Origin of the sequence: Candidatus Nebulibacter yamunensis (assembly GCF_024208055.1) — a bacterium.
In the GTDB taxonomy this organism is placed as follows: domain Bacteria; phylum Pseudomonadota; class Gammaproteobacteria; order Francisellales; family Francisellaceae; genus Caedibacter; species Caedibacter lacustris.
In genome coordinates, this window is sequence record NZ_JAMBMW010000010.1 from 17,097 (window position 1) to 29,071 (window position 11,975).

General features: G+C 36.3%; 15 protein-coding genes. 5 read left to right on the forward strand and 10 right to left on the reverse strand.

Annotation, left to right across the window (positions count from 1 at the left end; genetic code table 11):
• Window positions 1-8: 8 nt before the first annotated feature.
• The 9 genes from pilB to M1V25_RS05695 form a co-directional block, all read right to left on the reverse strand.
• The gene (gene pilB / locus M1V25_RS05655; protein ID WP_498842684.1) at window positions 9-1,715 is read right to left on the reverse strand and encodes a type IV-A pilus assembly ATPase PilB; all 1,707 of its coding nucleotides are present in this window, start codon (window positions 1,713-1,715) and stop codon (window positions 9-11) included.
• A gap of 100 nt (window positions 1,716-1,815) precedes the next feature.
• Window positions 1,816-2,364, reverse strand: a complete 549-nt coding sequence (locus M1V25_RS05660; protein WP_498842685.1) for a hypothetical protein — start codon at window positions 2,362-2,364, stop codon at window positions 1,816-1,818.
• Window positions 2,365-2,442: 78 nt separating this feature from the next.
• The gene (locus tag M1V25_RS05665; protein ID WP_116964276.1) at window positions 2,443-3,072 is read right to left on the reverse strand and encodes an outer membrane lipoprotein carrier protein LolA; all 630 of its coding nucleotides are present in this window, start codon (window positions 3,070-3,072) and stop codon (window positions 2,443-2,445) included.
• A gap of 1 nt (window position 3,073) precedes the next feature.
• Window positions 3,074-3,493 carry an acyl-CoA thioesterase gene (locus tag M1V25_RS05670; protein ID WP_192877946.1) on the reverse strand — a complete coding sequence of 140 codons (420 nt, stop codon included), beginning with the start codon at window positions 3,491-3,493 and terminating at the stop codon, window positions 3,074-3,076.
• Entirely contained in the window at window positions 3,483-4,430 is a 948-nt protein-coding gene (locus tag M1V25_RS05675; protein ID WP_116964277.1) for a lysophospholipid acyltransferase family protein, read from the reverse strand. The genes M1V25_RS05670 and M1V25_RS05675 overlap by 11 nt, the downstream gene beginning before the upstream one ends.
• Entirely contained in the window at window positions 4,420-5,166 is a 747-nt protein-coding gene (locus M1V25_RS05680) for a glycosyltransferase family 2 protein (protein WP_116964278.1), read from the reverse strand. Before M1V25_RS05680 ends, M1V25_RS05675 begins: the two co-directional genes overlap by 11 nt.
• Complete coding sequence (locus tag M1V25_RS05685; RefSeq protein WP_116964279.1) at window positions 5,163-5,510, reverse strand: ApeI family dehydratase; 348 nt, start codon at window positions 5,508-5,510, stop codon at window positions 5,163-5,165. Before M1V25_RS05685 ends, M1V25_RS05680 begins: the two co-directional genes overlap by 4 nt.
• Before the next feature lie 8 nt (window positions 5,511-5,518).
• On the reverse strand, window positions 5,519-6,139 hold the full coding sequence (locus tag M1V25_RS05690; RefSeq protein ID WP_498842686.1) for a phosphoribosylanthranilate isomerase: 621 nt from the start codon (window positions 6,137-6,139) through the stop codon (window positions 5,519-5,521).
• 6 nt (window positions 6,140-6,145) lie between these two features.
• Window positions 6,146-6,529 (reverse strand): hypothetical protein, encoded by a 384-nt coding sequence (locus tag M1V25_RS05695; RefSeq protein ID WP_157966634.1) that lies wholly within the window; start codon window positions 6,527-6,529, stop codon window positions 6,146-6,148.
• Between the two features lie 349 nt (window positions 6,530-6,878).
• On the opposite strand from M1V25_RS05695, the gene M1V25_RS05700 reads away from it, so the two are divergent.
• Window positions 6,879-8,150: a citrate synthase gene (locus M1V25_RS05700; RefSeq protein ID WP_498842687.1), complete on the forward strand. Its 1,272-nt coding sequence runs from the start codon at window positions 6,879-6,881 to the stop codon at window positions 8,148-8,150.
• A 487-nt stretch (window positions 8,151-8,637) separates the two neighbouring features.
• Here M1V25_RS05700 and uvrB read toward each other — a convergent pair whose 3' ends face one another.
• Entirely contained in the window at window positions 8,638-10,656 is a 2,019-nt protein-coding gene (gene uvrB / locus M1V25_RS05705; RefSeq protein WP_498842688.1) for an excinuclease ABC subunit UvrB, read from the reverse strand.
• A 256-nt stretch (window positions 10,657-10,912) separates the two neighbouring features.
• Here uvrB and M1V25_RS05710 point away from each other — a divergent pair, with 256 nt between their 5' ends.
• The 4 genes from M1V25_RS05710 (at window position 10,913) to M1V25_RS05725 (ending at window position 11,873) form a co-directional block, all read left to right on the forward strand.
• Window positions 10,913-11,167 (forward strand): helix-turn-helix domain-containing protein, encoded by a 255-nt coding sequence (locus tag M1V25_RS05710; protein ID WP_157966635.1) that lies wholly within the window; start codon window positions 10,913-10,915, stop codon window positions 11,165-11,167.
• 84 nt (window positions 11,168-11,251) lie between these two features.
• Window positions 11,252-11,395, forward strand: coding sequence for an IS1/IS1595 family N-terminal zinc-binding domain-containing protein (locus M1V25_RS05715; RefSeq protein WP_498842689.1), 144 nt, complete (start codon window positions 11,252-11,254; stop codon window positions 11,393-11,395).
• Window positions 11,367-11,612 carry an IS1-like element transposase gene (locus M1V25_RS05720; RefSeq protein ID WP_498842690.1) on the forward strand — a complete coding sequence of 82 codons (246 nt, stop codon included), beginning with the start codon at window positions 11,367-11,369 and terminating at the stop codon, window positions 11,610-11,612. Before M1V25_RS05715 ends, M1V25_RS05720 begins: the two co-directional genes overlap by 29 nt.
• A 132-nt stretch (window positions 11,613-11,744) precedes the next feature.
• A complete protein-coding gene (locus tag M1V25_RS05725) occupies window positions 11,745-11,873 on the forward strand; it encodes a hypothetical protein (RefSeq protein ID WP_275667774.1) in 129 nt (42 codons plus the stop codon).
• The last annotated feature ends 102 nt before the right edge of the window (window positions 11,874-11,975 follow it).

Sequence of the window (11,975 nt, forward strand, 5' to 3'; positions counted from 1 at the left end):
TTTTTAACCTAGGTTGAGGTCACACGATGCGCTTCTTCTATCGAAGTAATACCGTGAACAACTTTTATTAAAGCAGATTGCTGTAAGTTATCGATACCTTCACGTTGTGCTTGCTCAGCTAGTGTTAGTGTGCTTCGCCCTTCAACAATCGAGCGACTCATGGCCAAACTCAGTGGCATCACTTCGTAAATAGCAATACGTCCTCTATAACCTTTAAAGCAACGTGTACAACCATTAGGATTACTGCGATAAGCAGTAAAGTCTTTTTCAAGATGTTGTGGGCGAATACCCATATCAAGCAGTAACTGACGTGTAACATCAGGGGCTGGTCTTTTGCAATGGGGACAAAGTTTTCTAGCCAAGCGTTGAGCAATGATGAGTGAGACTGAAGAAATAATATTATAATGCGGGATTCCCATATCTAATAAGCGATTAAGGGTTTCAGGAGCACTATTAGTATGAATGGTTGATAGCACTAAATGACCTGTTTGTGCAGCTTTAATTGCTATATCAGCCGTTTCGAAGTCTCGAATCTCACCGATCATGATAATATCAGGATCTTGACGTAAAAATGCTTTCAAGGCACGTGCAAAAGTCAAACCTTGTTTGTTATTGATTTGCACTTGATTGATACCATTGACGTTAATCTCGACTGGATCTTCTGCAGTTGAGATATTTTTTTCTACCGTGTTGATGATATGTAAGCCTGTATAAAGCGTTATCGTTTTACCACTTCCAGTTGGTCCTGTAACGAGAATCATACCCTGAGATTGGTTAAGCGCAGATAAATAGATCTTTTGTTGATGAGACTCAAGACCAAGTTTATCTATACTCAAATATGTCTTGGCTTGATCAAGAATCCTAAGTACAATTTTTTCACCAAAAGCAGTTGGACAAACACTGACTCTAAAATCAATCACATGTGTTTTTGAAATTTTGAGTTTAAAGCGCCCATCTTGTGGAATGCGTCTCTCAGCAATATTCAGCTGAGCCATAATCTTGATTCTAGAGGCCGTACGGGCAGAGATTTTAAGTGGTGGAAAAGCAATTTCCTGTAACATCCCATCGATACGGTAGCGAATGCGAAAATTCGTAGCGTAAGGTTCAAAGTGAATATCTGATGCACCTTTATTGATAGCATCAACAATAATTTTATTAACGTACTTGATAACGGGTTCATCATTATCGCCAAAATCATCGTCTTCTTTAAACTCATCCCCTTCGACAATATCAAGGTCAATTTCTTCAAGCTCCATACCTTCAAGAGTTTTAAGCGCATCATCAGTTGTATTTTCTGTGACCTCTTTAATTAATTTACTCAACATGCCTTCTTCAACGATGACTTGCTCGATATCCAAATTGCTAAAGAAACGATATTCTCTTATTGCATTTAAATTTAATGGATCACTAGTGGCCAATAATAGCATTTTTTTATGCTTATACAGCGGCAAGCAATGACATTCGGTGATTAATCGTTCATTTAGATACTTGCGCGGGAAGAATTCCAAGTCATAAGCATTTAAATCAAATAAAGTAAGATTGAAAAACTTAGCAGCTTCAATCGCAAACAATTTACTATCTAGTAACTTATTGCTGACCAAATGACTAATCAGGCGCTCATCTGCTTTATCGGCAGCCTTGATTACTTCATCAAGCACCTCACTTGCAATAAGATTTTGACTCAATAGAAAACTACTAATTCCGTGCTGACTCATAGGTATTATCAATGGTCCATTTATGCTTCAGTATAGGCATAAACTATCGAATTTTCTATGTAAATTTAAGAAGATATACCAAGCCCAGGGATATCTCGAATTATTTTGTGGTAGTGGGCAAAGTTACTTTTGAGTTAGCCAAACAAAATAAGCTTGCGCCACCAAGCCTTGTTATGAATGTTTTTTCAACTTTTTCACGTTTAATAGCTAACGATGTCCTTAAGTCATTCGGAGTTAAACGATGGGAAGCAAAATCATTGTTGGTTAATGGTGCTTGTGCACTTTTAAAAGCAGCATCAATCAGTTCAGAACAAAACCATTTATTATGGTCATTCAACCAATTACGTCGCCAAAGCCCAAGTCCTAAAGCAGAAATATAGTCATATTTTTTACCCCACTGTCTAATAAGAAAATCAATTAAAGCCGCTTTTTGCTGATCGTTAATTTGAGTCACCCATGTTTCAAGCACATCTTGTGATTTTCTTAGCTTCTCATACGAACGTTTATAGACACCGAGTGAGCCGCTACTACTATAGCATTCACCATCGATTTGTACTTCAACATGCGAAAAATGAGAGCGCGTTACCCAGCGAATACCATAACTTATTGCGCGATAGCTGTATCCAAAATAAATATATATTGTGTGCATGATGACACACACTCCTATACCGCCTGTCCTTGATGTAAGGAGTATAGCAAAAATAGTTTGTGAGCGATAAAATAAACTTTACTTTTGCTTGTCAGAGATATTCGAAAATTGAATTAACATGTGATTGCCTTGTGCTTCATTGACTAATATACGCGTGACGTACTTCTCACCTATAATCTCAATGCTATCAATAGCTTTATTTAAAGGTGAGTCAATGGGTTTTAAGCCCAAGTGCCAATTATTATTACATTCGATAAAGTAGATATCAAAATATTGTTTTAATGCTTCTGTATTGCCTTTAAAAATCGATAAAAAAATATGGGTAAAAGAAAATACAATCGGTTGTTCTTTTTTAGTAATGACCATTGCCTGTTTCCCTTCAATTGATTGTTGAATTTTATCTTCTGTGATCATCAGTATTGATTTAAAGGGTTTTTGTTGCAACCATTGTAAACCATCAGTTTTGGAAAGATGGAAAACACCACTGGAAATAAGTGGCTTTGATAAAAGCTTCATATAACGTGTTTGGGTAAAATCACCATAAACATTATCAATTTTAGCCTGGGCATTTTGCACTTTCATAAAAGCAACTTCATTTTTCGCAGATAAAGGATGATAAAAAATACTGTTTTTGCTTGCAGCCAAGCTCCCATTAAAGAAAAAAATAAAAATTAAAGTAGGGAAAGTGATGTGTATACGGAATTGCATGTTAAAAACTCTTTATTTTTTCGATTAAACACAAGGGTGAAACAAATTGTAGTTGTTGGGTTTTAAGATCAATAGCAAGTTGAGTAGTATGTCCCTTGGTGAGTTTTTGTTGGCTTGATTTATCGACAATAAGATAGGCAATTTTCAGGCGATTCTGATACTCAATAATACTACTTACAACTTGAATAGTTTGCCCAAATACAGCAGGTCGAATATATTTAATCTGTAAATCGACGATTGGCCACATATAACCACTTGCTGCCATATCATTATAGTTATAACCTATTTCATTCAAAAGTTCGCATCGAGCGACTTCAAAGTACTTTACATAATGACCATGCCAAGCAATATGTAAGCTATCAATATCATAAAATGGAACACGTATCTCAGTTAAATGTGAAATGGTTTTGCTACTGATCATTCCTACCCCAAAAGTCAAAAAAATTGAACCATTGTGTTGGATATTGTATGCAATGCCAAGCAATAAAATCACTATATTGTTGTGCATATTGGTTTAATATAAGCTGGCGATTGTGACGAGGAAGCTTAATGCTTTGAGCAAATGACTCAAAAACAACATTAAAACGCTTTTTTTGTTTTAAGCATAGCATCGTATAGACCGGTGCTTGTAAAATCGCTGAAAGTATGAAAGGTCCTTGTGGCAAAATGCACTTTTCACCTAAAAACTCAACCCAAATAGTGTGATTAGGATGATTAACAGAGATGCGATCACAGGCTATGATAATAAACTCACCTTGGTCAATTTTTTGTTGTAACTGAATGGCAAAAACAAGATCGATATGCTCAATTGAAATTAAACTCAATTGCGAATCAGCGTTAACTTGGGTCAACAACGTATTGAATTTCTGAGCATGCTGATTAAAGATTAAGGCATTAACTTTAAGTTTAGGTATCAAACCAGACAATGCGCGCATCACTTCAATATTGCCTAGGTGCGCACTAAAAATAATAGCCCCTTGTTTTTTATTAACCAGATCAAGTAAAAGCTCACGATTTGGAAAGTGTAAGTCATGACGCGTGATGATTTTATTCCATACTGCAACCTTGTCAATTAAGCTTTTACCAAAACTCATAAAATGGCGAAAAGGCTGTGGTTTTATGACTATATTTTTTTGTGCAGCGTAACGTTGTAAATGTATAAAATATTGCCAAGAAGCTTTACGCGCACCACGTGAAAAAAGATAGAAATAAACTATAGCAGGGAACATCAATACATAAGTTACCCGTCTACCAAGCAGTTTAAAACAGATAAGCATGAATTTAAGTCCTATTATGCTTCCTTTTTCAGGTAACTTTGACCAGTGTTTATGCTGGCTACGACCTTGATTATTTGTCATGTCTATTTATTAATTTTTTTAGATGGAGGCGTGGCATATAGTAAAACATCGCAAAAAAAAGTCGAGTATGCAACCATGAGATCCGAACGTTATCTTTCCATAGACGAAAGTGAGATTGCCCAGATTTAGGGTAGTTAATTTGCGTTGGAATATATTTCACATCAATCGCTTGCCAATAAGCTTTTACCATGATTTCAATATCAAACTCCATTCGCCTACCAGATACTTTTGGTAATACGCTTTGTAAAGGATTTAAGGGGTAGATGCGAAAGCCACACATTGATTCAACAAGTCTTGTGCTCCACGTTTCAATCGCCACCCAAAAGTTAGTGATTTTGCGACCGTGTAAGCGAGCTTTAGGCACACTTTTATCATAAATTGACTTGCCAGAAATAAGGCTATTGGGGTGATATTGAAATAGTGTCAGAAACTTTGATAAGTCGTTTAAATCATGTTGGTGATCGGCATCGACTTGAATTGCATGTGTATAGTGATGATGATACAAATACTGAAAGCCATTCATAATCGCTGCACCTTTGCCAGAGTTAAGTGCCAACGAAATAGACTTGACCCATGAGTATTGCTGGCATATATGGTTAATTACGGCTTTGGTTTTTTGATCACTACCATCATCAACAATTAAGCAATTGATACCATAAACTGCAAGCTCAGAAACAACACTCACAAGTGTCTCACCATGATTATAAATTGGAATAAGAAAACAAGGTTTGGTCATAACTGGATTTTTCCACTTGAATAGCGATTTTGATCATCATCAGTATATTCAAATTGCAGCTGATGTTCAGATAATTCTATCTGCAAATTGAGCACCTTATTAGGTAAAATCACTTGGCTGAATTTAAGCTGCGGGATATGACGTACTTGCTTCTTGTCAAGCATTAAAAAACAAGAGCTAAACTCAATAACAAAATCTGTTTGGGCAATCCCTGGCAGAATAGGATTATCGGTAAAATGACCTTTAAAAAAAATCAATTTTTCATCAAACAGCAGCTTAAGCTTCACAACTGAAGACTTTTGTCGTTTTTCAATTGAATGTTCAAGAATTTCAGGATAGCGCATGAATTTCCTTAATATGTACTTTTAACAGCATCACAAAACGCTTTAATTTTGGCATGAGACTTAATGCCTTTTTGCGACTCAACACCGCCGCTGACATCAACCGCATAGGGTTGAATTTCAGCAATCGCATGAGTTACATTTTCAACCGTTAATCCACCTGCTAAAATGATACTGTTTCGTATTTCGTTAGGAATGATTGACCAATCAAATGTTTTACCTAAGCCACCATAGAAATTTCGATCATAAGCATCTAGCAATATGGCACGCGCGCTTTGATAATATTGTTTAGCTTTGTTGAGCGTTAAGCGGTCCTCAATGCGTAAAGCGCGTATATATGGAAACTGAAAACTGTTACAAAATTCAAGTTGTTCGTCACCATGGAATTGAATCATACTAATACCAGCTGCAATTGCAGTTTTAATTTCATCTGGCATAGCATTAACGAAGAGTCCACAAATCGTCACAAAAGGTGGTAGCTTTTGAATAATTTTATGTGCCTCATTAATAGTAATAAAGCGAGGTGATTTGGTATAAAAAACAAAGCCTAATCCTTCGACTCCACATTCAAGCGCAAAAAGGGCATCTTCAAGGTTACGGATACCACAAATTTTAATTTTAGTTCTATGCATGCCTTACTACGCCATAAAGTTAATTAAGGCCGCTGCTACCATAGATGCAGTTGCTACACTCACACCCGCTGTGGCAAGTAAGCGATCAACCTTGTCCAGGTGATACTTTTTACGTGTTTGCACTTCTAAAGCGTCATCACTTTCGGCAATCTCGCTTAATATGGAGATGTATTGTGGAAATAAGGGTGGCTCATTAAATTCACCCGCTTCAAACCCTTCTGCCCAATAGTTATGTTCAATCGTGTTTACTGGAAAAGGGTTAAGTGTTTCTGACTTGTTTTTTTTGCCATGGACGTAACCAAACATCCAAATTTTTTCAAGCTCATCCAATGTATCTACTTGTGCAGATAAAATAAGCTTTAAGCGTGAGTCAATTTCATTTGTGTGCATAAAAACTTCATGTTCTATAACTAAAGTTAGTTGAGTATACCATAGCTTTAGCATCTATCCACTAACTGTGTTTTATTCGTTAAATAGAACTACTAAAATTTTTTATATATCAATAATTAAATCATTTTACAGGTTTCCTTAAGTTTGTATTTTACGTGCTTTTATCTTCTTTTTTCTAGGCGAGGCTATCTACGTTTGACAATGCTGGGGATATAGGCTTAAATATGCCACATTAATTTTAGCTACCCGCACTCAACGGGGTTTAAGTCACTTTATAAAACTTAAGGTCTATTTAGTTTAGAGTGATATTTTTTATAAATTTTAGAGTGCGATAATCATGGAGAACAACATGTCTGAAACTGCAATCTTAACCCTTCCAGATAAAAATTTATTGCTAGAGCTACCTATTTATACCCCTGTTTTAGGACAACAAACTATTGACGTTTCTTCTTTAGTTAAAGAAGGCTTATTTACCTACGACCCAGGATTTTTATCCACAGCAGCATGCTGGTCAAAAATCACCTATATCAATGGTGGTAAAGGCGTTTTATTACACCGTGGTTATCCTATTGAGCAGTGGGTTGAAAAATCTCATTATATGAATTTATGCTATGCACTTTTAAATGATAAACTTGCCTTAACAAATGAAATTACTGAATTTTCAACTCGAATTCTAAATGATATGCCTGTATGCACACACATTCAAGAGACTATCAAAGCTTTTCCACAAGATGTGTATCCAATGGCACCACTTATGGCAGCGGTAAGTGTAATGGCAGGTGAAAACCAAAAAACGATGAATAAAAAAGATCTTACTCAGCAAACTCAAATGGCTGAAAAACTGATTGCTCAAATGCCAACTATCGTTGCAATGACTTACCGTCATCGCAACGGGTTGCCGTTTATGGCACCCAAAAAATCGCTTTCTTACGCTGAGAACTTCTTATACATGATGTTTGCAGATAATGAAAATTACCAACCTGATTCAATTGCCGCACGTGCGATGGATACAATTTTTATTCTGCATGCAGATCACGAACAAAATGCGTCCACATCAACCGTGCGCCTTGCTGGTTCAACTGGCACTGATCCATATGCTGCTATTGTTGCTGGTATTGCCGCCCTTTGGGGACCTGCACATGGTGGTGCAAACGAAGCTGTTGTCAAAATGCTTGAACAAATCGGTGATGTAAGTAATATTGATAAGTTTATTGAACGCGCTAAAAACAAAGATGATTCTTTTAGATTAATGGGCTTTGGTCATCGTGTATATAAAAATACTGATCCACGTGCCATTTCTATGAAAAAAGCCTGTGAAAGTATTTTAAATCAACTGGGCGATAGCGATAATCCACTATTGGTGATTGCTAAAAAATTAGAGGAAATCGCACTTAATGATAGGTACTTTATCGATAGGAAGCTTTTCCCTAATGTTGATTTCTACTCTGGTATTATCTTAAAAACACTACACATTCCAACTTATATGTATACGTCTATTTTTGCCTTAGCTCGCGCATCTGGCTGGATAGCTCAATACCTTGAGATGTACAATGATCCAAAAATGAAAATTGGTCGTCCACGCCAGCTATATATCGGCGAAGCACAAAGAAATCTTCCTTAATTTCAATTATCATAATATATTGCCCATTTAAGGGATAAGGCACTAAAGCATATACTAAAAAAGACTTTCACTTGCTTTTAAGGAATTGACGAATCCGTATAATTAAGTACCATACGACAATACCGATAATAGCAACTGAAATAAATGGATGGTCCTCTACAATTTGTGGAACAAAGGATAATGTGCTTGGAACACACACCTCTGTAATCAGTCTTTCAACCGCAAAAACCATATTTGCATAAAACCCTATGACTAGAAAAAGCCAAACCTTCAATTTCATATTTGCCCTAAATCAAGCTGTTTTGATGACACAGGCGATTGTATCACAATCTTGTGAGAGATTAACCACAATCACATACACTTTTTCTTAATTATGGATAGATAATAGCTTAAAAATGACCTTAAAGCATTATTTTTCTGATTCTTTAACAGCCAATACAGAACTGAAATAATATGAATTTATTGTAAGAAGCATTCAACTTAATGATTAAAACAAGTATTTATCTTTAATTGACTTAATTTGGTCACGCACTTCACCTGCTTGCTCAAATTCTAAATTACGGGCATGCTCTTTCATCACACGCTCAAGTTTTTTAACAAGACTCAAGGCTTCTTTAACTCCTAGCACCTCATCTAATAGGAGATCTTTGACTTTCTTACGCATACTACTTTCAGCTGTTTTCTTGTTTATTTCAGGAGAGAACCCCAGCATATCACTAACACCTTTACGAATAGTCGTTGGTATTATATTGTGCTGTTGATTGTATGCTTGCTGCTTATTACGCCGTCGCTGCGTTTCTTCCATTGCACGCTGCATTGAGCATGTAATCACATCAGCATAGAGAATGGCTTTGCCAGATACGTTTCTTGCCGTGCGTCCTATGGTTTGAATCAATGAGCGTTCTGAACGCAAAAATCCTTCTTTATCAGCATCAAAGATGAGTACTGTACTAACTTCAGGCATATCTAAACCTTCACGCAATAAATTAATTCCAACTAAAACATCGAAAACTCCTATTCGTAGATCGCGAATAATTTCAACTCTCTCAACCGTATCTACATCCGCATGTAAATAGCGCACATTTATGCCATGCTCGGCTAAATAATCGGTTAGATCCTCTGCCATGCGCTTAGTCAAGGTCGTAATCAGTATACGCTCGCCTTGAACAACTGCCTTATTGATTTCTGATAACGCATCTTCTACTTGAATCGCAACAGGTCGTACTTCAACCGTAGGATCCAATAAACCCGTTGGGCGCACCACTTGCTCAACAATATTTTGCTGATGCTTTTGTTCATAATCCGCAGGTGTTGCTGAGACATATATCGCCTGTCGCACTAAAGCTTCAAATTCATGAAATTTTAACGGTCGATTATCTAAGGCTGATGGTAATCGAAAACCATAATTTACCAAATTTTCCTTACGTGAGCGATCACCTTTATACATGCCACCAAATTGTGGAATTGTCACATGTGACTCATCGATTACAATAAAAGCATTTTCAGGTAAATAATCCAACAGCGTCGGTGGGGGTTCACCTGACGCACGCCCTGAGAGTAAACGCGAGTAATTTTCAATCCCCGTGCAATAACCCAATTCATTGATCATTTCTATGTCATAAAGTGTACGTTGTTCAATTCTTTGTGCTTCAATCAAACGATTTTCCTTTTGAAAATAGGCAATACGCTCTCTTAGCTCTTCTTTTATTTCTTCAACCATACTCTTTTGTCTGTCTTTTGAACTGACATAGTGTGTACCTGGAAAAATCGTTGTTCGATAGACTGAATGAATTTTCTTGCCTGTTAGCGGATCAATAATCGTTAAGCTCTCAATTTCATCATCAAATAATTCAACACGCACGGCTTCTTTATCTGAATCCGCTGGGAAAATATCGATCACATCGCCTCGCACACGATAAGTTCCACGCGTAAAATCCATATCACTACGCTGATACTGCATATCGCTCAAACGCCTTAAAATACTACGTTGATCAATTTCCACCCCCAATTTTAAATGCAATAACATTTGCATATATTGCTCAGGATCACCTAATCCATATATAGCTGAAACTGTTGCGACAATAATCACATCTTGACGCTCCAAGATTGACTTAGTTGCCGACAAGCGCATTTGCTCAACATGTTCATTGATTGATGAGTCTTTTTCAATATAGGTATCTGATGTTGCAACATAGGCTTCTGGCTGATAATAGTCATAATATGACACAAAGTACTCCACAGCATTATGGGGAAAAAACTGTCTCATTTCAGCATAAAGCTGAGCAGCTAATGTTTTATTGTGTGCCAAAATCAAAGTAGGTCGCTGTACATTTTGAATAACATTCGCAATGGTATAGGTTTTACCTGAACCGGTTACCCCTAACAACGTTTGGTGCCTCAAACCATTTTGTAACCCTTTTGTTAATGAGGCAATCGCTTTAGGTTGATCACCAGCAGGTGGATAAGTTGCTACTAATTTAAATACTTTTTTTATATCTTCTTCCATTCTTTCGTACCATTACAATCTAATTAATCATATTAAACAGATCATAATAAACACATTAGTAAGTATTTTATAGCTTCCTGAGCTTGGATTACCAAGCTTTTACATTTTTGTCATTTTATTGATTAAAAAATCATCATGGCGATTTGATTACATTATTTCAGTATTTTTTACATTAAAAAAACGTTTTTCTCCATATAGAAAAATGCAATAAATAACTATGCTAAAAATACCAAAAGGGAAAATAAGGATATTTATCATGAGTCACATAGAAAAATTCATCTACGCTACAGCTGAAGCACGTTACGAAAATGCAAGAAAAGACCCAACTGATCAACCACGCTTTACATTAAGTATTGTTACAGAAGAAGTCGAACGTGGCTTAATTGAAGCAACTCTTGCTTATACTGGCTTTCATCTTACTAATACCGCTGAAGTGTTAGGTATTAGCAGTGCTACGCTCAAAGCCAAAATTAAAAAATATGGTATATTCATGTTAGACTTCTCAAGCTAAATAATATTCGCTGCTTTACAGAGGCTCATTATTATGGATAGTGTTTTATTTTGTCATAAAAATATGTAAGATATTCAATCAAAAATGGCGAAAATTGATGTATGTTGCAGGAATTGCAACTCAATAAAAACAGTTAAAGCAGGTAAAAACCAATTGAAATCTAGTCCAAGTGGTGCGCAAAGGTACCGTTGCCTAGATTGTGGCAAATACTTTCAACTTGAAATATAAAGCACTAGGTCGGCTGCCCAAGATAAAAGAAAGAATTATTGATATGTGTAGCAATGGTAGTGGTATACGAGATACAGTACGTGTTTTAAAAGTTAGCACAAAAACCGTGATTAATACGATAAAAAAAGCCTGTAGATTGTTGAAATGTAACTGGAACTTATTAATGAATATAAGCTCAGTTGTTGTGATGCCACTTATGCTTGAGCTTGATGAGTAATGGTCATATTTTGGAAACAAAAAGAACCAACGATAGCTTTGGTTAGCTATCTGCCATAAGATAAGTCAAATTGTTGCCTATTATTTTGGTAAGCGTACGCATGAAAGCTCTGAATTACTTTTTATGAAAAGCATGGCAACGATGCTCAAGCGCTTGGTAGAAGCAAAGCAATATAGTCACAAGTCCAAACGTCCTGGCTTACCAATTTATCTTATTGGCGTTTTTACAGATAAACAAGAAATGTCAACGGCTTTAGAGTAAAAAAGTAGATTAAACCTTGACCCTTTTAGAACAAAACAATCTGGCAAAACGAGTTGATCGCTTGCTTTTCCCTGTTATCATAGGTTTGATACGTTTTACATA

Bases quoted from the DNA above. Each gene is read 5' to 3' on its own strand.
- pilB (WP_498842684.1), bottom strand. From the start codon at position 1,715: ATGAGTCAGCACGGAATTAGTAGTTTTCTATTGAGTCAAAATCTTATT.
- M1V25_RS05660 (WP_498842685.1), bottom strand. From the start codon at position 2,364: ATGCACACAATATATATTTATTTTGGATACAGCTATCGCGCAATAAGT.
- M1V25_RS05665 (WP_116964276.1), bottom strand. From the start codon at position 3,072: ATGCAATTCCGTATACACATCACTTTCCCTACTTTAATTTTTATTTTT.
- M1V25_RS05670 (WP_192877946.1), bottom strand. From the start codon at position 3,493: ATGATCAGTAGCAAAACCATTTCACATTTAACTGAGATACGTGTTCCA.
- M1V25_RS05675 (WP_116964277.1), bottom strand. From the start codon at position 4,430: ATGACAAATAATCAAGGTCGTAGCCAGCATAAACACTGGTCAAAGTTA.
- M1V25_RS05680 (WP_116964278.1), bottom strand. From the start codon at position 5,166: ATGACCAAACCTTGTTTTCTTATTCCAATTTATAATCATGGTGAGACA.
- M1V25_RS05685 (WP_116964279.1), bottom strand. From the start codon at position 5,510: ATGCGCTATCCTGAAATTCTTGAACATTCAATTGAAAAACGACAAAAG.
- M1V25_RS05690 (WP_498842686.1), bottom strand. From the start codon at position 6,139: ATGCATAGAACTAAAATTAAAATTTGTGGTATCCGTAACCTTGAAGAT.
- M1V25_RS05695 (WP_157966634.1), bottom strand. From the start codon at position 6,529: ATGCACACAAATGAAATTGACTCACGCTTAAAGCTTATTTTATCTGCA.
- M1V25_RS05700 (WP_498842687.1), top strand. From the start codon at position 6,879: ATGTCTGAAACTGCAATCTTAACCCTTCCAGATAAAAATTTATTGCTA.
- uvrB (WP_498842688.1), bottom strand. From the start codon at position 10,656: ATGGAAGAAGATATAAAAAAAGTATTTAAATTAGTAGCAACTTATCCA.
- M1V25_RS05710 (WP_157966635.1), top strand. From the start codon at position 10,913: ATGAGTCACATAGAAAAATTCATCTACGCTACAGCTGAAGCACGTTAC.
- M1V25_RS05715 (WP_498842689.1), top strand. From the start codon at position 11,252: ATGGCGAAAATTGATGTATGTTGCAGGAATTGCAACTCAATAAAAACA.
- M1V25_RS05725 (WP_275667774.1), top strand. From the start codon at position 11,745: ATGGCAACGATGCTCAAGCGCTTGGTAGAAGCAAAGCAATATAGTCAC.